At 54.3% G+C, this 19,142-nt stretch carries 16 protein-coding genes; 4 read left to right on the forward strand and 12 right to left on the reverse strand.

All coding sequences use genetic code 11. The annotated features are described in order from the left end of the window. Complete coding sequence (locus tag ACRZ91_RS16635) at nt 1-1,242, reverse strand: MFS transporter (RefSeq protein WP_480907201.1); 1,242 nt, start codon at nt 1,240-1,242, stop codon at nt 1-3. Nucleotides 1,243-1,389: 147 nt separating this feature from the next. Between ACRZ91_RS16635 and zapE the strand changes: the two genes are divergently transcribed. Next, nucleotides 1,390-2,448, forward strand: a complete 1,059-nt coding sequence (zapE, locus tag ACRZ91_RS16640) for a cell division protein ZapE (protein WP_480907203.1) — start codon at nt 1,390-1,392, stop codon at nt 2,446-2,448. 65 nt (nt 2,449-2,513) lie between these two features. Here zapE and ACRZ91_RS16645 read toward each other — a convergent pair whose 3' ends face one another. The 4 genes from ACRZ91_RS16645 to ACRZ91_RS16660 are packed head-to-tail and all read right to left on the reverse strand — an operon-like array spanning nt 2,514 to nt 8,761. Then, nucleotides 2,514-3,788 carry a bifunctional folylpolyglutamate synthase/dihydrofolate synthase gene (locus ACRZ91_RS16645; protein WP_170545914.1) on the reverse strand — a complete coding sequence of 425 codons (1,275 nt, stop codon included), beginning with the start codon at nt 3,786-3,788 and terminating at the stop codon, nt 2,514-2,516. Further along, nucleotides 3,785-4,717 (reverse strand): acetyl-CoA carboxylase, carboxyltransferase subunit beta, encoded by a 933-nt coding sequence (accD, locus tag ACRZ91_RS16650; protein WP_170474877.1) that lies wholly within the window; start codon nt 4,715-4,717, stop codon nt 3,785-3,787. Before accD ends, ACRZ91_RS16645 begins: the two co-directional genes overlap by 4 nt. A 59-nt stretch (nt 4,718-4,776) precedes the next feature. Continuing rightward, entirely contained in the window at nt 4,777-5,676 is a 900-nt protein-coding gene (locus ACRZ91_RS16655) for a CPBP family intramembrane glutamic endopeptidase (protein ID WP_480607829.1), read from the reverse strand. After that, nucleotides 5,666-8,761: an ABC transporter transmembrane domain-containing protein gene (locus ACRZ91_RS16660; protein ID WP_480907206.1), complete on the reverse strand. Its 3,096-nt coding sequence runs from the start codon at nt 8,759-8,761 to the stop codon at nt 5,666-5,668. Before ACRZ91_RS16660 ends, ACRZ91_RS16655 begins: the two co-directional genes overlap by 11 nt. Before the next feature lie 228 nt (nt 8,762-8,989). Between ACRZ91_RS16660 and ACRZ91_RS16665 the strand changes: the two genes are divergently transcribed. The 3 genes from ACRZ91_RS16665 to ACRZ91_RS16675 all read left to right on the forward strand — a co-directional run bounded on the left by ACRZ91_RS16665 (nt 8,990) and on the right by ACRZ91_RS16675 (nt 11,744). Beyond that, complete coding sequence (locus ACRZ91_RS16665) at nt 8,990-9,751, forward strand: DUF6478 family protein (protein ID WP_480907207.1); 762 nt, start codon at nt 8,990-8,992, stop codon at nt 9,749-9,751. A gap of 9 nt (nt 9,752-9,760) precedes the next feature. Further along, nucleotides 9,761-10,114 (forward strand): hypothetical protein, encoded by a 354-nt coding sequence (locus tag ACRZ91_RS16670; protein WP_480907209.1) that lies wholly within the window; start codon nt 9,761-9,763, stop codon nt 10,112-10,114. A 103-nt stretch (nt 10,115-10,217) separates the two neighbouring features. Then, nucleotides 10,218-11,744 carry an MFS transporter gene (locus ACRZ91_RS16675; protein WP_480907211.1) on the forward strand — a complete coding sequence of 509 codons (1,527 nt, stop codon included), beginning with the start codon at nt 10,218-10,220 and terminating at the stop codon, nt 11,742-11,744. Nucleotides 11,745-11,791: 47 nt separating this feature from the next. Here the strand turns inward: ACRZ91_RS16675 and ACRZ91_RS16680 are convergent, their stop codons facing one another. From ACRZ91_RS16680 to ACRZ91_RS16710, 7 genes are all read right to left on the reverse strand, one after another. Continuing rightward, a complete protein-coding gene (locus ACRZ91_RS16680; protein ID WP_480607814.1) occupies nt 11,792-13,135 on the reverse strand; it encodes a S41 family peptidase in 1,344 nt (447 codons plus the stop codon). 6 nt (nt 13,136-13,141) lie between these two features. Then, nucleotides 13,142-14,275, reverse strand: coding sequence for a murein hydrolase activator EnvC family protein (locus ACRZ91_RS16685; protein ID WP_480907213.1), 1,134 nt, complete (start codon nt 14,273-14,275; stop codon nt 13,142-13,144). Continuing rightward, nucleotides 14,272-15,789, reverse strand: a complete 1,518-nt coding sequence (gpmI, locus tag ACRZ91_RS16690) for a 2,3-bisphosphoglycerate-independent phosphoglycerate mutase (RefSeq protein WP_480907215.1) — start codon at nt 15,787-15,789, stop codon at nt 14,272-14,274. Before gpmI ends, ACRZ91_RS16685 begins: the two co-directional genes overlap by 4 nt. Nucleotides 15,790-15,873: 84 nt before the next feature. Next, nucleotides 15,874-17,544, reverse strand: coding sequence for a sulfatase-like hydrolase/transferase (locus tag ACRZ91_RS16695; protein ID WP_480907217.1), 1,671 nt, complete (start codon nt 17,542-17,544; stop codon nt 15,874-15,876). A 15-nt stretch (nt 17,545-17,559) separates the two neighbouring features. Continuing rightward, the gene (nqrM, locus tag ACRZ91_RS16700) at nt 17,560-17,790 is read right to left on the reverse strand and encodes a (Na+)-NQR maturation NqrM (RefSeq protein WP_010441352.1); all 231 of its coding nucleotides are present in this window, start codon (nt 17,788-17,790) and stop codon (nt 17,560-17,562) included. A gap of 15 nt (nt 17,791-17,805) precedes the next feature. Further along, nucleotides 17,806-18,831, reverse strand: coding sequence for an FAD:protein FMN transferase (locus ACRZ91_RS16705; RefSeq protein WP_480907219.1), 1,026 nt, complete (start codon nt 18,829-18,831; stop codon nt 17,806-17,808). 67 nt (nt 18,832-18,898) lie between these two features. Further along, nucleotides 18,899-19,084 (reverse strand): hypothetical protein, encoded by a 186-nt coding sequence (locus ACRZ91_RS16710; RefSeq protein ID WP_170545946.1) that lies wholly within the window; start codon nt 19,082-19,084, stop codon nt 18,899-18,901. Nucleotides 19,085-19,142 lie beyond the last annotated feature (58 nt).

Consider the following 19,142-nt stretch of genomic DNA (forward strand, 5'->3'; position numbering starts at 1 on the left):
TCAGACTGCCACGCTAGCTGGTTCGCGGTTTTCCCGGATGGGCAGGTGAATGATGGCGCTGAAGGCCCCGATGGCGACTCCGATCCACCAAACCATGGTGTAATCACCAAATTGATCGTACATGCGTCCGCCCAGCCAGATGCCCAGGAAGCTACCGATTTGATGACTCAGGAATACGATGCCGTAGAGCGTTCCCATGTATCGCAGGCCATAAAGATGCGCGACAAGTCCAGACGTCAGCGGCACTGTTGCCAACCAAAGCGATCCCATCACCAGTGAGAACGCGATCACCGACAAGGGCGTGATTGGGAACACGATGAAAGCCCCTGCCGCAATCGTACGGCCAGTATACACGGCAGCTAGCAGATATTTCTTCGGAAAGTGGTTTCCCGCCCAGCCTGCCAGAAGCGTTCCACCGATATTGGCCAACCCAATCAACGAAATGGCTATTGCACCCAGGGCCGATGTCGTGGTGATGCCCATTGAATACAACAGGCCCCCGGGCTGGATCGGGCCACACATCTCGGTAACAAAGGCGGGAAAATGCGCAGTGACAAAGCCCAGTTGATAGCCACAGCTGAAAAAACCAATTGCAATCAGTGAATAAGAAGGGTCGCGGAAGGCTTTGGCAAGGATTTGCCCCATGCTTTCTTCGAGCTCAGTTTTGCTGATCGGTAGAGGCGCCCGCATAAACGGCAAGGTTAGGATCAAAGCGAGAATTGCTGCGGCAAAGACAAGGAATACCTGCTGCCAGGGTAGAAAAGTCAGCAACCATTCGGCCGTCGGAGCACCGATAACCTGCCCGAAGCTGCCCGCCGCCGTGACAATCGCCAGTGACATTGACCGGTTCGAGTCGGATGAGGCACGACCAACAACCGCTAGCACAACGCCAAATCCTGTACCGGCAATCCCGAAGCCCACAAGCCACGCATAGATTTGATGTTCAAATGGTGTCACTGACCAAGCCGTCAGCACCATTCCCGCCGCATAGGTCAAAGCACCCAGAACAATGGCGCGCCGATCACCGATCTTTTCCGCGATAGCACCAAAGATCGGCTGACCGATTCCCCAGGCAAGGTTCTGAATCGCTATGGCCATAGAAAAGTCGCTACGCAGCCAGCCGAACTCATCTGCTATTGGGATTTGAAACACGCCAAAAGAAGCGCGAACCGCAAATCCGACGGTAATGACGATGCAACCGACGATCAGGATCGGATTCATCAGGCGGGTAGATTGCGGCATTGGGCCTCCAGGGAGTGGTTCGTAAAGACGTTAGCGGCGCGACCACACACGTCAATTCAGGAGTTTTGCGACGCCAGTTCAGCAAAATTGATGTGTCGGGAAAAAGGTTTCTTTTCAATACGTGAACCGGGCGGTATGGCTCAAGACATGACGGATTTAACTTCGCTCTACGAAGATCGCATCGCCGATGGTTCTCTGACACGGGATGACGCCCAGGAAGCGGTGTTACCCCGGTTTGATCGCATTCGGGCGGCACTAGCTGAACCGGTTAAGCGTAGTTTTTTTCGCAAGGCCCCTCCGCCGCCCAAAGGCTTGTATCTTTGGGGTGGCGTCGGGCGCGGCAAGTCAATGCTGATGGACATGTTTGTTGATACACTGGGCGATATCCCGGTTCGTCGGGTCCATTTCCACGCATTCATGCAGGAAATTCACGCAGGCTTGCACAAGGCACGTGAAGACGGTGTCGAAGATGCGCTGGTGCCGGTCGCCGATGCCGTGGTCAAGTCTGTGCGTGTTCTGGCTTTTGATGAGATGCAGATCACCGATATCACAGATGCAATGATCGTCGGACGGCTGTTTGATTTGCTTCATAATGGTGGGGTTGTTGTTGTCACGACATCAAACCGCCATCCGGATGATCTGTACAAGGATGGGCTGAACCGGCAACTGTTTCTGCCTTTCATCCAGCACATCAAAGAACAACTGGAAGTATGGGAGCTGGTTTCACCCACCGACTACAGGCAGAACCGGCTTGAAGGTTCTCCGGTCTATTTCACACCTATCGGACCCGAGGCGCGAGAGAAGATTCGTGCTGTGTGGAATGATTTGTCAGGTGGGCCGGCGGAGCCTTTGGCTTTGCAGGTCAAGGGACGCGAAGTTGTTCTCCCCGCCTTCCGAAACGGAGTGGCGCGAGCATCGTTTTATGATCTTTGCGGACGGATGCTGGGCCCCGGTGACTATTTGGCAATAGCAGAAGCGCTGAAGCTGCTGGTGTTGGAAGACATCCCGCGATTGTCACGCAACAATTTTAACGAGGCCAAGCGCTTCGTGACCCTGATTGACGCTCTGTATGAGGGAAAAGTCCGGCTAATCTGTTCTGCCGCTGCTGAGCCCGAGATGCTGTATGTCGAAGGGGAAGGTACATTCGAGTTCGAACGTACAGCGTCACGGCTGCGTGAGATGCAGGATAAGGATTGGGGGAAATAGGGTACCTCGCCCCCGCCCAAGCTAAATGCGCGGGTTCCCCGGAGTATTTTTGACTGAGTACCGGATCAGGCGTTTTCTCGGAGAATGTTCCCTGCGAGATAAAGGGACCCGCAAATCAAAACCCGCGCGTAAGGGGTTTGGGCAGTGATTGCCGCAAGCGCGTCTGCAACGCTGTCAGCGGTTGTTGCGGTAAGATTCACTTTGGCGGCTGCAGCGGCTGTGTCTTCAGCGCTCAGCGTATTCTGTTCGCCGGGAATGGAGACAGCGGTCAGGCTGGCAGCTTTTGTGGCCAAAGGTGCGAGATAGCCAGTGACATCCTTGGTGTTTAGCATACCGCAAATCATATGCGTCGGTCGTTCTGGCAATGACAATAAAACATCAGCCAACGCCGCCCCTGCAGCTGCATTGTGACCGCCATCAAGCCACAGCTCGGCTTGAGGGGCTTGCTCGACCAGAGGGCCGGTTTTCAGCCGCTGCATTCGGGCAGGCCATTCGGCTTTGGTGACCGCAGCCTCGTAGGCATCATCACCCATTTGTAGGTGACGCAATGCAGCCAGGGCGGCACCGGCATTCTGAATTTGATGCCCCCCCAACAGGTTGGGCATGGGCAGATCGCGCAAACCGGTTTCATCCTGATAAATTAGGCGACCATTCTCCGTGTGCACATGCCAGTGCTGCCCGTGCATGAACAGCGGAGCGCCGAGACGAGCCGCAGTGTATTCGATGACTTCCAGTGCCTCATCCTGTTGCGGGCCGACAATACAGGGAACCCCTGGTTTGATGATTCCCGCCTTTTCAGCGGCGATCTTGCCAAGTGTATCGCCAAGAAACTGCTCATGGTCGATTGAGACGGGCGTGATTACCGTCAACGCAGGTTGATCAATCACATTCGTGGCGTCCAGTCGCCCGCCCAATCCAACCTCAAGCAATGTATAATCGGCTTTTGAACGAGAAAACGCGAGCAGTGCAGCGCTGGTTGTGATTTCAAAATAGGTGATTTTTTCACCACCATTGGCGGCATAACACTCATCCAGAACGGCGGTGAGGTCGGCTTCGGAAATCAACTCACCACCCAACCGGATTCGTTCGTGAAACCGGGCCAGATGTGGAGACGTATAGGCATGGACCGCGCGCCCTGCCCCCTCAAGACCTGCCCGGATCATGGCTTGGGTCGAGCCTTTGCCGTTGGTTCCAGCGATATGGATGACAGGCGGCAGTTTTGTTTGCGGATTGTCGAGCGCAGCCAGTAAACGCCAAACCCGGTCCAAGGTCAGATCAATGATCTTGGGGTGCAGCGCCATCATCCGGTCGAGGATGACATCCGAGGATTGGGCGGTCATTTTTTGACCGCTTCCTCGGCAGGCGCCTCTGAAGTGGCCTCTTCGGGTTCAGGCGCGGGTAAGTCGCCTTTGATCGCTGGGGGCTGATTCATAAGCATGCGGGTGATCGTGATCAATTCTTCCCGCATCTCGGTACGTTTCGTCACGCGATCAAGCATGCCGTGATCCAACAGATATTCGGCGCGCTGGAATCCTTCGGGCAGTTTTTCGCGGATCGTCTGTTCGATAACGCGTGGTCCGGCGAAACAGATCAATGCATTGGGCTCCGAAATGTGAACGTCACCCAGCATGGCATAAGATGCGGTGACGCCGCCTGTGGTCGGGTGGGTCAGGACAACGATATAGGGCAGGTTTGCCTCTTTGAGCATTTCAACTGCCACCGTTGTGCGGGGCATTTGCATAAGGCTCAGAATACCTTCCTGCATCCGCGCACCGCCCGCAGCCGAGAACAGGATCAAAGGGCGTTTCAGCTTCACAGCTTCTTGTGCGGCGGCGATGATGGCGTTGCCGACATACATGCCCATTGATCCGCCCATGAACGAGAAATCCTGCGCGGCAGCTACAATCGGTGTACGGCCGATCTCGCCAAGGGCAACCAGCATCGCCTCTTTTTCGCCGGTCTTTTTCTGGGCAGCCTTCATCCGGTCGGGATATTTTTTCTGATCGCGGAACTGCAGCGGATCATCTTTTGGGGCCGGAACCTCGACTTCCGAGAAAATACCACCGTCAAACAGATGCGTGAATCGGTCCCGTGGTGTGATCGCCATATGATGGCCGCACTGGGTGCAGACATTCTGGTTCTCCGCCAGCTCGCGATGAAACAGCATGGTTCCACATTCGCCGCACTTGTGCCAAAGATTTTCAGGCACCTCGCGGCGCGAAAAGATCGAGTTGATCCGGGGGCGTACGTAGTTTGTGATCCAGTTCATGTGGGAACCTTGATATTGCGGCGTTGACGTCAAATAAGACGCAATGCCCGGAAATGCAATCAGCGCCTGAGGACCAATCGCGCGGTGAGCCACCCAACGACCATCAGCGCGAAGTCTACAAACAACCAGGGTCTGAGCGCATCCGCATCGGATGCCTCGTAAGGCAGGTGAAACAAGGCCAAGCCCCCAAGGTTGTCGGGCAGAGAAATGACCAGAAGTGCGGCAAAGTTGTTAAAAAAATGCAGCGCAATGGCAGGTCCAAGTGTCCCTGCCCGCGCAGTCAGATCAGCGGTCAGCAATCCGAAGGTAAGAGCCCAAATGGAAATCAGGATCGCATTATCACCAACGGTGGCAGGACTATAATGACCTGCAGCGAACAAGATCGACGGCAGCCCCATCCAGATAACTGGAGACCGGAACCGCGCAGCGAGACTTTGTTGAAGGTAGCCGCGAAACAGAATTTCTTCGGCGCTCGTCTGAATGAAAACCGCACCCAACGACAAAGGTAACAATAGAAGCCATTTGGACCAGCCAAGGTTAACTAACAATGATTCACCCAGATCGTAGGGCGGTAACGCCAATATTACGAAACTAAGTATGAGCAGCGCGCGAAGGACGCGCCAGAACTGCCGCAGGGCGATCGACTGATTTCCGACGATGGAAGACAGCGAACGATGCTGAAACAATCTTGCACCCAGCGCGACCCCCAGCGTGGCAAAAATAAAACTGGCTAGCACGATAAGCAGTGCGAATGGGGAAGACCCCGTGAGAAAGGCAGCCGCTGATCCGGGCGGGCCCAGGCTGACGACAGTAGCAAATAAAATTGCGTTGAGCGTCACCACAACCACTGCTACCAGCGCTAAGCCTGCAAAAAGACGCCAGATCTCTGGATGCCTGCTGGCGTCCTCAATCAGGTGTTGATGGCTCTTATAAGCGCCGGGCTGTTCTCTAGTGTTCATCGTTTCGCTCAACATCTGTCACAGGCGGTTCTTCACCAATCAGCGTGCTACCGTTACGCAGCCGTTCAGAAACGGTGGTCAGATAGCCGGCCACCGTTTCAAGGAGCCTAACCGCCACACCTGCATCACTTTCGATTACTGCCCGTAATTCTTCGGCACCAATTCGTAGGAAGGAACAATCCGTGAGAGCCACCAGATCCAATTGGCGGGGCTCATTGGTAATGATCGCCAAATCACCGATCAGACGCCCTGGCTCTACCGTCGAGATTGAGCGTTTTTCACCGTGCTCATTGATCCAGTTCACGCTGGCCTTACCAGAGATACACAAATAGGCTGCATCCGGTGCCTGACCACGCGCAAATATGGTTTGACCTGCCGCCGCCTCGTACCATTGGGCCGAAAAGGCAAGAAGGCGTTGGTTGCGCCCGTCCAAGCGTGCAAACAATTCGGTAGAAGAAATGATCTTCAGCTTTCGGCTCAGATCATCCGACGTGTCCTCCTCACCCGTTGTGGCAACACGCGACACACCGTCAATTCGACCATCTTTGATTTCCACAAACAAATCATAGGCTTCAGGATGGGCGAAGTGATCCTCCATGAAAATCATAACTGAATCGGGCAACAATTCGCGTAATTTCAGGCGGGTTCTCAAACGGCTCTCTGAATCATGGCTGGCCAGCGCTTTGTCTAGGATCAATATATCCGGTCGCTTTATTCCCGCTCGTGAAAACGCAGCGCGTTCCTGAAACACAGTTGGCAGGTTGTTCCCGCCCAGTCCGGACGGCAGGTCATATATGATTGCGGCAGCCCTGCGGCGTAGCCCAGCCTCGTTCAGCACTTCGGCCACAAGATCTTCGATCTCTTCGGTCTGAGCCCCGGCCATGATCGAGACGCGACCATAGAGAGCATTCTCCATGGCTGTCAGGCGCGGAACATAGGTGTCCGGCGACACCGGGATAAACATTGACCCCATGGCAGCCCGCAACCGTTCGGCCTGAGTGCGACGGATGGAAAGGATCTTTTCCTTGTATTCCTCTGGGAAGCTGGGGCCGATTTGCTCGGCTGTCAGCATGAACGGCACGGTCAGCAGAAGTGCGCGTTCCTGATCACCGATAGAGTCATCTCCTTTGGTCTTGCGGCGCTCTTCGATATCCAGCAGACGGTGATACATGTCCTTCGTCATGCCGAGCCTTAGAAACAGCGGGTGATCAGCGCCGTCACGCCCGAAAGTCTGGTTCAAGGTTTCCAGTACAGCCTCGGCAATCCCGAGCGCATCACCATCAAGATCATTGGCCCTGAGCAGCGATAGGAACCGGTCATCACCTGCAAGGATGTCAGGCGCTATGTCCTGCGTTGGAGAGGCAAAAAGCAGGTTACCACCCAAAGGAACAGCTGGATTGAACTGGTCCGGATCGAACCGGTAAACATATTTGTCCAACCCTCGCTCCTGCAGTCGGGTCGCAACAGTATCACGCAGATTGACGATTTCCTCTGCCAGCGCCGGATGCACTTTCGGATCGAATTGAGAACGCAACGTTCGGCGAAACATAAATTCATCGATGCCCATAGCTTCGACAAGCTGGAACCACCAGTCGCGAATGTCTTCGATGTCGTCGAGACCCGCTAGACCTGGGTCGATCCATTCATCAGACAAGGAATCCGGAGGGTTCCCTGCCCGAACCGCCTCGATTTGACGGCGCGAGGGCACTCTGAGCGCATCTTGTTCGTGCTGAGGATGCGTGCGCAATGGCATCAAGAGGTTGTCCCCCAGCGTTCCGTCAAACAAATACGGTCGCGAGTAAGCATAGCCGATCCTGGCGGCAATTACCGCTTGATGAAGATCGCTCAGGTTATGACCGGCCATCAAGACCTCTCCCTGAACCGGAAGCAACTCGCGCGTCAATAGCTGCGCAAGCGCACTACGCTCAGAGGCGTGTTTGGACTGAATGGCGATCCGGGCCCCTTTCGGAATTATCAGATCGATATCTTCGAGGATCGTCTTGCCGTCATCGTCACGAACCGTCACGTTTCGCAACTCGATATCCCCAGTGAGATGCGGGATTGTATCTGGAACGCCATCAAACAACCGCTCAGGTATCATGTTTGAAGGCGCAAAACGCTCGATCACGATCTCCCAGCGCAGCGACATATCCTGCACCTGATTGTAGTAGGTCAACAGGTCTTTCCACGGGCCGCTGAGGTCCTTGTAGGCACCAAGCGCGGCAACCAGCGCGCCCACTGTCACCTCGCCGGTGATCGCCAGATACCCGCCCACCGAGTAAAACAAAAAGGGCGTAATCTGAGTGATCAGGTTATTGAGGAATTTCATAAAGAACTTTTTGTTGTAAATCTTGAAACGGATCTCGAACAAGGTTCCCAAACGATGGCTGAACTGCGCCAATCTATAGCGCCAGCCACCGTTGGTGCGCAGGTCGCCAATACCGGCAGCGCTTTCCCCGATTTCAGAGCTCAGCCGCCTAACCTCCTGAATGCGGTCTTTGTTCAACAGGTTGATCTGGCGCTGCAGCTTGGGGATCAGCCAGGCCTGCAGCGGGATCAGCGCGATACTGGCAAGTCCGAACCAGACGCTTTGCATGAACAAAAAGGTGACGATGGTCATCATTTGACCGAACTGAAACACCGGCTGCGCAATCGCATCGCCCATCAGCCCGCCCATTGGCTCGGCCTCGGAAGTAATCATCGACACCAGCTCACCCTGACTGGTTGTCGCAAAATAGGATTTGGGAAAACGCATAGAGCGACTGATCAGAGTAAAGCGAAGACGCCGCAACATCCGTTCGGCCAAAATGCCTTTCATAGTGTTGATGCGCATTTTCATGACACCGCTGGCGATCACCGTCGCCAGGAAGGCAAAACACAGAATCATCAGATACTGCACCTGGCTCACAGTGATACCAAGCACAGTCACAGAGTCCGTTGGTGCACCAATAGCATCGTTGATAATCTGCTTTGGAAGCTCCAATGAGGCATAGAGAAACGGAAATGACAAAACCGTCAAACACAGCAACACCAGTTGCTGTTTCTTCGAATACTTCCAGATGAATGAAAATAGGGTGGGTTCCATGCCCCTGCCTCGTCGTGACTTTAATTGATCTGGGGCCATTTCGCCAGAACGCCGACGGTAAGCTGCAGCCCAGTCCATTGCAAGAATTGTGAAGTACCGCCGCCGTAAATTCCAGTTGATCTGCGTGTCTTGTTCAGATCTCAGAAAATATCACTCGTTATTAATCAGGACAGGTTTGTCCATTGCACGGCTTTTGACTAAAGAGAGACAGGTTTGGATGAGAGGACGATGAGGGAATTTCTGGATCGCTATATTCTGCGCAAGACAATCCGGCGGTTTCAGCGGACAGAGCAGTTGGCCGACCAGTTGGCTTTGCCTAAGCTTAGACGTCAACGCGATGAGGCGCGGCAATTGAGGGGGCAGCTGGAACGGGTCATCCAAATTGCTGATAATCGATTGATACAGCCGCGGCTTGGCTCCGATCAATTTCCGAAACCACTGGGAACCGACTGGTCATGGCGCCCAGATTTTTGGCGTTTACCTGCATCGCGCAAGGGACTGGCATCCGCACCGCGTAAGGCAAAGATAGATGGGCAAGTAACCTTGTTTCACGACTGCTCTTTGAGCGAGATTGGATTGCAGCAAACCCGCAACCGGCGGGAAAAGGACTTGGCCCCATTTAGCCTGGCGATAGAGATCTTTGATTTTCAAGGTTCATTTCTGTCGTTGTCCATCGAGCTTCCACCAGATGCCGCCGTTGGATTGACTCGTCAGCACATGATGCGGGTGGACACTGTGATTGAATCCGAACGCCCGACAACCGTTTTTTCCCGACTCAACATCCAACATGGCCCCAACTCCGAGCAGGTTCTGCGCGAGCTCGATCTTTCGACGCCAGAATTCTCGGTCGATTTCGACCTGGCACATCTAGAATTGCACGAACGTCGGATTGAAAAACTCTGGCTGGACCTGATTATTGATCAACCTGCAATGAATCGTGTGGTTTTACGCGATTTGACATTTTGCCGCCATCACAGGGCAGATCTTTAGAGGCACATGATGACGCAAACAAGCTTAACCCCAATTCGTTTTGAGAACGCTGTATGGGAAGGTCACCTGAGCAGTGAAAGTACTCCTCAGGTTGAAGTGCAGTATCTGGGTGAGCAATTGCCAGATGTCGAACTGACACCCGATGATGAGGGGTGGGTTTTGCGCATTCCAGTACCGTCTGCCGCCGTTTCCGAAGGTGTGCAGTGTTTCTTAATCCGTGACACGATAACCGGTGAGAAGTTAGGTGAATTTACCGTCATTGCCGGATCTCCCGCTGCTGATGATCTGCGGGCCGAGGTTGCGTTACTTCGCGCTGAACTTGACATGTTAAAGAGCGCGTTTCGCAGATCTCAGGCATCTTAGACCCGGTTTTGTCGCGATCACTAACAGCCATGCGCGGTAAACTTCTTTCTTTTCAGCGTTGTCCGTGCATCATTGAGGCTTACCGTCATCAAGTGATGAGGCCATGGATCGAAGGAGCATCATAAAAATCATCGCCCTGATGGTGACGGCATTCGGTATCGGGATCGATTTCACCGGGGCTCTGATGCTGGTGCCCGCAATTGAAAGCAGCTTTGATGCAGACATAACCAGTACCCAATGGGTTCTGAATATCTACGCCCTGTTTTTTGCTATGACGATGGTAGCTGGCGGTCGCCTGGGTGACATGTATGGCCATCGCAGGATGATGATCATTGGCCTGTCGATTTTTTTGTTTGCGTCGATTTTGTGCTTTGTCTCTCCTGGATTGGACTATTTGATCGGAGCGCGCGCGTTGCAGGGGATAGGGGCAGGATGCGTCTGGCCCTGCACTCTCGCGTTTGGTGCGACCAAAGTTGCGAAAGAGGAACACCGCGCGCTTGTTATGGGATTAATTCTTGCCGGTGTTACCACAGGCAACGTCTTCGGCCCAATGATCAGCGGCGCAGTGGTCAACCTGGGTGACTGGCGGCTATTTTTCCTGGCAAACGTAGTGTTCTCCTGCGTTTCAATGGCAACAGCCATCCTACTGATGGAGCGTGAAACCGAGCATAAAAAAGGGGAGCATATCGATTTTACAGGTATGGGCATCCTTTCATTGGCGGTATTGTTACTGCTTTACGGCTTGGACGTAGGGGCCGACTGGGGCTGGACGTCGCTACCTCTCATACTGCTGTTTTTTGTCAGCGCTGTATTGTTTTTCTTGTTTCCGAGGGTCGAAAAGAGGGTCAAGGAGCCATTGCTGCTGCCCCAGTTAATGCAGAACCGAGAGTTTCTGATCACCCTGGGTCTGAACATGTTCAACGTCTCCGCCGCTTTCGTGGGGTTGTTGTATTTTCCACAATATATGCAGAAAGTTCTTGGGTGGTCTGTCTTTCAATCCGCGTTGGGCCTGGCCCCGCTGACGGTCCTGTTGGCCGTCGGCTCGATTGTTTCGGGCACGCTTTACAATGACTTCGGACCCAAACGATTGCTCTTTTGGGGATATGTCTGTTCGACACTCGGCGCAGCAAGCGTGGTCGTAATGCCTGCCAGCGCCGGATATTTTCAGATATTGCCGGGAATGGCCCTGATAGGATTGGGTGCAACGCTGACAGTTGGTCCGTCCGGCACAGCAGCTGTATGCGCAGTCAAGCCCGAACGCGCCGGTCTGGTCGGGGGGCTGAGTTTCATGACCCATCTTGTCTACGGCGCAATATCTGTCGCCTGCGCGACTGCGGTCATGTATGTATCCAGTCTGCAAAGCCTGAAAACTGGGCTTGCGACTGCAGGCATTGATATGTCTGACACCGATCAAAAGGCAATTAATGGTGGGACGCTGACCACAGAATCTGCAAAAGCTGTAATGCAGAAATTAAATTCGGGTGAAATCGAAAAAGTTAAGTCTGCCATTACCGCAGCCTTTGACACCGGAATGAACATGGCCTTTTTCTTCGCCACTTTCTCGGTCGCGGTGGGAATCATCCTTGCCCTGATGCTGGACGAGAAAAAATTGCACAAGATCGAAGAATAAAGCGGAAGAAATTGGAGGTGGGGCCGCCCTTTGCGGCCCCACGACTATTATTGCGAAGGACCGGTTGGGTTGAATGCCGAAAGACCTTTGAGGATGTCGATTGCATAGGCCAACTGGTAGTCTTCTTCCCGAAGTTCTGCTGTCGCTTCAGCTTTTGCCCGGTCCTCTTCAATTTGGCGAATCTCGTCTTCGCTCAGGCTGTCATTGTTCAGGCTACCACGAAGATCGGCCTCAGACCGGGTGCGGGCGTTTGCATCGTCCTCATCTTCTTCATCGGGTCGGTTACGGGGTTGCTCTACGATGATGTCCGGGCTGACGCCAAGCGCTTGAATCGAACGACCCGAGGGCGTGTAGTAGCGAGATGTAGTTAGACGCATCGCGCCATCGCCGCGAATTGGCATTACCGTTTGGACTGATCCTTTGCCAAAGCTCTTAGTGCCAACCACAATCGCACGATGGTGATCCTGCAGTGCGCCAGCCACGATTTCCGACGCCGACGCTGAGCCGCCGTTTATCAGGACAACAATAGGCTTACCACCGGTCAGGTCACCAGGTGTGGCGTTAAACCGTTCACCGTCTTCCGGATTGCGACCACGGGTCGAAACGATCTCACCTTCATTCAAAAACGCGTCTGAAACCTTGATGGCCTGCGTCAGCAAACCACCCGGATTATTCCGCAGATCCAAAACGACACCGTTTACATTTTCGATACCACCCGCCTCTTCAATTTGTTCTTCCAACCCTTCCTTGAGGTTTGGGTAAGTCTGATCATTGAAGGTGGTGACGCGCAGCACCACACTGGTGCCTTCGGTTCGTGCGCGGACTGCCGTCAGCTTGATTGTATCGCGCACTATTGTAACGTCGAATGGTTCCTGCTCACCTTCGCGCACGACCGTGATAACGATCTCCGACCCTACCGGGCCACGCATCAAATCAACTGCTTTATCCAGAGTCAGGCCAAGAATACTTTCGCCATCGACATGGGTAATGAAATCACCTGCTTCGATCCCGGCCGCGTCTGCCGGGGTATCATCCATGGGCGAGACAACTTTGACAAAGCCCTCTTCCTGCGTGACTTCGATCCCAAGACCACCGAATTCGCCTCGCGTTTGCACACGCATTTGTTCGGCATCATCAGGCGACAGGTAGCTGGAATGCGGATCAAGCGAGGTTAGCATCCCGTCAATCGCCGCTTCGATCAGTTCGTCGGTTTCGACTTCTTCGACATATTGGGCGCGGATACGTTCAAAAATATCGCCAAACAGATCAAGCTGCTCATATACTCCAGCCTTGTTTTCGGCCTCTTGCGCCAACAAGGGCCCCGCAATCTGTGTGGTTGCAATTAACCCCGCCACGGTGCCGGCCAGACCGGCGATCACAAATTTCTTCATACTCGTTTATCCATCCTTGTCCGTCCGGAACCATAATTCCGGGTCCACTGGGCCGTTATCTTCTCTTACCTCTATATAGAGCGTTTCTGACCGATCAGTTCCAGTGCCATCACCGCTTGTTGACATAATAGCGCCGATTCCCGGGGTTTCACCCGGCATTAAACCCACTGGAGCGCCTTCCGGGATCACCTCTCCCGTATTGCCATACACCTCTTGTAAACCCGAGAACACAAAGAGCAGTCCAGATTGAGGCTCAAGGATCACTAAGTTCCCCAGATCCAGCAATGGTCCTCTGTAGCGGATCGTTGCGGCTGTGGGTGACGTTACCAATGCGCGAGGCCGCGTTCCCAACACAAGACCGGCGCGCGTAACGCCAGCCGCATCTGTTTCCCCCGATCGGTGAAGAATGACCCCTTTGGTGGGTAGGGCGATATGGCCTTTCTGATCCGCGATATCGGCGTTTGTATCTGCGATTTCGCCATCGGAAATCTCAGACAATCCACTGGCAAACCCGTCCAGCGTTTCGGTCGAAGATATCAAAATGGCGGTGCGCACGGGATCTTCGACAAAACGGCGCGGTAGGTCAGTACGGTCCGCAATAGCCTCGCTCAGTTTCGTACGAGCATCCTGCACCCCAGTCAGACCTTTTGTCAGGGTGTTGGCGGCATTCTGCTGGAGCTGGCGCAGCGTTTGGACTTCTTGCAAATCGGCTGCAAGATCCTGGGCTTGAGTGTTCAGGCCAGGCGTAACCTCTGACAGCATCATACCCGTTCTAGCCGCTCCCAATGGGCCGGAGGGGTGCAGCATCAGTACCGGTGGCGCCGTGGTCTCGATAGTCTGCAGAACACCAAGCAGCTGCGCCACCTCCTGCTCTCTCACTTGAAGTTCCGCCGTCAATTGCGCTTCTCGTAGGGCCGCACGACGCAGGCCGTCACGCATCGCGGTCAGACCAGCCTCGTACGCCTGAAGCGTTTCGGTCAGCGCTTTGACCCGATCACGTGCACTGTCAGCCTCGGTCAGAGCTATCGAGGCTTGCTCAAGCATCTCTGCCGCCTCTAGCGCCGCCATAGACGGGTTAGTTTGCGCGATGACAGGCGTCGACCAAATCAACGCTGCTATGAGGACCGGTCGAATCCTCATGTCAGCAGACTTTCTCCAGTCATTTCTGTAGGTTTTGGTAGTTCCATAAGTTCCAGCAGCGTTGGTGCCAGATCGGCCAGTCGCCCGTCGCGCAGGCTTGCATTTTCGGGGCCGCCAACCAATACAACTGGAACAGGGTTCAAAGTATGGGCGGTGTGCGGACCGCCGGTTTCCGGATCAACCATCATTTCACAATTGCCATGATCGGCGGTCACGATCATCGCGCCACCCACCTGCTTTAAGGCAGCTACGACTTGGGCCAATCCCTTGTCGACCGCCTCGCAGGCATCAATCGCAGCCTGCAGATCACCGGTATGACCGACCATGTCGGGGTTGGCATAATTTGTGACGATCAGATCATATCCGTCATGTATCGCCTCGACGAATTTACTGGTCACCTCGGCCGAGGACATTTCGGGTTGCAGGTCATATGTCGCCACTTTGGGCGAATTGGGCATGAAACGATCTTCGCCCTCTTCGGGTTGTTCTATGCCACCGTTTAGAAAAAAGGTCACATGGGGGTATTTCTCAGTTTCGGCCAGCCGAAACTGGCGCAAACCCTGTTTCGCAACCCATTCGCCCAGAGTATTCACAATGTCCCGCTTAGGGAATACGGTCGCCATATAGGCATTGTGGCCGTCGGAGTATTCGACCATGCCAAGCAATGCCGATAACTGCGGGCGCGGGCCAGTTTCAAAATCTGCAAAACCTGGTTCGCCAATTGCGCGCAGTATCTCGCGGGCGCGGTCGGCACGGAAGTTCAGACAGAAAAATCCGTCACCGTCCTGGATGCCAGAGTACTTGGTGAGCACCGTGGGCGCGATGAATTCGTCTGTCTCGGATTGGGTATAAGCGTGATCAACAGCCTCATTTGCCGAAACCACGGTACGCCCCTGCCCTTTGACAATCGCGGCATAAGCCTCAGAAACGCGTTCCCAGCGATTATCACGGTCCATGGCATAGTATCGCCCGCAGACCGTGACGATCTTTGCCCCTTCGGGCAAACGATCTTCGAGCTCCGCAATGTAGATAAAGGCTGATTTCGGCGCCACATCGCGCCCGTCTGTGATGGCATGCAACGCAACTGGAACGCCGGCATCGGTGATGGCTTTAGCGGCGGCTACAATGTGATCAAGGTGTCCATGTACACCGCCATCCGAGACCAATCCCATCAGATGGGCTGTACCACCTGTCGCTTTCACCTTGGCGATAAAATCTTGCAGTGCTTCATTGTTGGAAAAAGAACCGTCTTCGATCGCCAGATCGATCTGGCCCAGATCCATCGCAACCACGCGCCCTGCCCCAATATTGGTGTGACCGACCTCGGAGTTTCCCATCTGGCCGCTTGGCAGGCCCACATCCGGCCCGTGCGTAATCAGTTGCGCATGTGGCCCTTCCGCCACGAGGGCATCAAAGGTCGGCGTGTTTGCCAGATATGGCGCATTGGCTTTGGTGTCATCGGACAGCCCCCAACCATCAAGGATACACAGAACAACGGGTTTGGGGGCGGTCATGAGTGCTCTCCGATTTCGGCGTCGCCATCTTCTACCCCCTGCCCGTGCAAGGTTGAACCGTCTTTTGAAGCTACAAGAGCAGAATTAATCTGACGTGTAGTCGCCAAAGGGCCGTGCCTTACGGTTGCGATACTTCACAGTCAGCTCGAGCGGCATATCATTTTCGTCATAAATGCCGATCACGATGCCAGTTCCGCCGCTGGAACCGCGCATGTTTAGCAGTTGCTCTTCGGACCGGGTGGTACGCTGCGAAGGACGGCGGGTCCAAGCAAACAAGTGGTCATACATTTCTGCGATGATGTCTGCGTGCTCCGCACTATCACCCAGATCGGTCAGCTCATTTGGATCATTTTCAAGGTCAAACAAGAGCGGGCGAAAACCACCCTCGCAATGGATCAACTTCCACTTCTCGTTCGCGACCATAAACATGACCGCATCCCGAACCGAGACATTCAGCTTCTGAGCTATTGGTGATGCAGAGTAGTCATATTCGCAGATTGCCACATCGCGTGGCGCGCTATCGGCCTGACCATGCAAAATAGGCAGCAGCGAATGCCCTTCGAGGATGTGGCCTGCGGGCTCCCCGCCAGCAATCTCAAGAAACGTGGGGGCCAGATCGATGGACTCGACCAATGCGTTACAAGTGGTCCCGCGCGTGGAGTCAGCCTCAGACGATGGATCGTAAATGATCAGGGGCATTTTTGTTGAAGCATCGTGGAAAAATGTCTTCTCTCCCATCCAGTGATCGCCCAGAAAATCCCCGTGGTCCGAGGTTAGCACGATCATGGTATCCTGCATCCGCCCGGTTTTCTCCATCCAGTCGAACAGCCGCCCCATCTGGTCATCGGCTTGCTTGATTAGGCCCATATAAGCAGGGATAACGGCCTCGCGTACGTCCTGACGCGAGAAAGTTTGGCCAATTTTCGTGTCCATGAACGCCTTAAGCACGGGATGCGCATTCTGGCGTTCTGACTCAGACCGAACCACCGGCAGAACGTGCTCGGGACCATACATCGATGCATAGGGTTCCGGCACAATATAAGGCCAATGCGGCTTGATATAGCTGAGATGACAACACCAAGGGCCGTCATGAGAACCCATGAACTCCATCCCACGGGTGGTCAGATATGGGGTTTCACTGTCTTCCTCGGCAATATTGGCCGCCTCGGAGGAGTTTTTCAGAAACCACCCGGACAGAACATTACCATCCGCATCCAATCCCGAATTGGCAAAGTCGTGCCAGGGGTTGTCGCTCTCATACCCTTTGTCCTTCAGGTATTCGTTATACTTCTTGGCCCCATCCGGATCGTAAAAACCATCTGGCCCCTCGGCCCGCAATCCATCGTCACGCTCGAACACGTCAAACCCGCATTCAGCCACGCGCGCACCAATCACACTGTCGGGCTCCAATCCCAGCCGGGCCATGCCTTCGGCATCCGCAGCCATATGGGTCTTGCCGACCAGCCAGCAATCCATCCCCGCCTTTCGTAAGTGATCACCCAAGGTGATCTCTCCGACTTTCAGCGGGATATTATTCCAGGACGCGCCGTGCGAATGCACATAGCGACCGGTATAGGTCGACATGCGCGAACTGCCACAAATGGGGGACTGAATGTAAGCGCGGGTAAACCGCACGCCCCTCGAAGCGAGCCTATCAATGTTTGGCGTATGGAGATGTGGGTGTCCGTAGCAGCTGAGGTAATCCCAGCGCAATTGGTCGAACATGATGAAGAGGACGTTCTTGGCTTTGCTCATGCCAAGAGGACTATCCTAGCCTTCCATCTGTTGCAGCATCTTTTTTGCACGCTTGCACTGCAACTGATCACGCAGGGGGCTATCGGGGTCGATATCCTTTTGACAAACTACACATTTGTCAGCACCGGAAATTGCATTCAAGCCACCGCAACTGCCTTTGATGGTCTTACCCATCAGCATTACGCCCAACGACATCCCGACCATGATGATCAGTAACAAAACGAATGCCAGAATAAAGGTGCTCATAATGGTGCCTACCGATCAGTTGGTTCCCAGCGCATCCTTGAAAGCGCTGCTTTGTACGGTGATATAGGCTTCTTCCCCGCTTGTCACATCGCGCGAGATAAAAAACACGGCAAGTTTATTCTTTTCCGCGATTTCCATTCCTTTTTCCTGACCAAGTGCCAGCATCGCTGTCGCCCAGGCATCTGCCATCATCGCATCATCCGCCAGAACCGTGACGGAAGTGGTGCGATGAGTGATCGGCCGTCCCGTGACCGGGTCGATAATGTGCGAGTAACGCACACCGTCTTGTTCAAAGAAGTTCTTATAATCACCCGAAGTTGCCATCCCCAGATTATCCAGCGGAACGATTAGCTGGATGGCCTGTGTGCCAGCTTCGGGCTTTTCGATACCGATCCGCCAGCTTTCGCCCTTGTCGTTCTCACCCATGGCCACCAGATCACCACCAATCTCAACCATATAGTTCTCGATACCAGCATCGCGCAGTTGTGCAGCAACCGCATCGATACCATAGCCTTTGGCAATCGCAGACAAATTGATCCCCACGCCTGCGTCTGATTTCGCAAGGGTGCCGGCTGCGCTATCCAATGTCAGTAGGCGGGCCTGACCCACCTGAGCTAACGCTGTGGCAATTTCAGCATCGGCAGGAACCGGGTCTTCGGGTTTGCGCGGGCCGAATCCCCACAACTCGATCAGCGGACCAAGGGTGACATCGAACGTACCACCAGACTTCTCATGCACCTCGTTTGCGGCTTCGATCACGAACGCAAACTCATCTGAAACCGGCATTGGTTCTGTGCTGTCTGAGGCCGAGAAGGTCGAAACCTCGGAATTCGGGTCCCAGTTTGACATCTTTGCGTTGACTTGTGCCAGTGTCTCCTGAACCGCCTGACCCAGTGCAGCTTCGTCCAGGTCATCGCCGATAGCGGTAATGTTGAACGTGGTACCCATAGTCTCGCCGGACAGACGCACCACATCAGGTTCCTTGTCAAACAGGCAAGCCGAAACAAACAAAAACGAAGCCAAGGCAATCAACGGGCGCATGGGGCGATCTCCTGCGAGTAGTCTTGCCCGGCATATGCCAGCGGCCCTGTTCAGAGTCAAACCGGCGTCAGATCTTGAGCGGCAAAAACGCGAGGGCAAGAAGCCCAATCGTGGCTGGCACACCAAAGATCCATGCGCGTTTTTGCCAGCCTGAGGGTTGTTGTTTCCACACCATGCGGAAATTGTGACCACAGACAACGACAACAAAGAAGATCAACGCAGCAACCGGCGGGGTCAGGTATAGCTCGCTCAAGAACTTGGAACTCCTTGTAAAGTAGTCCGGTTACATCGGTTTTCGAATTTGCACCTAT

It is taken from the genome of Ruegeria sp. O11 (genome assembly GCF_056535285.1).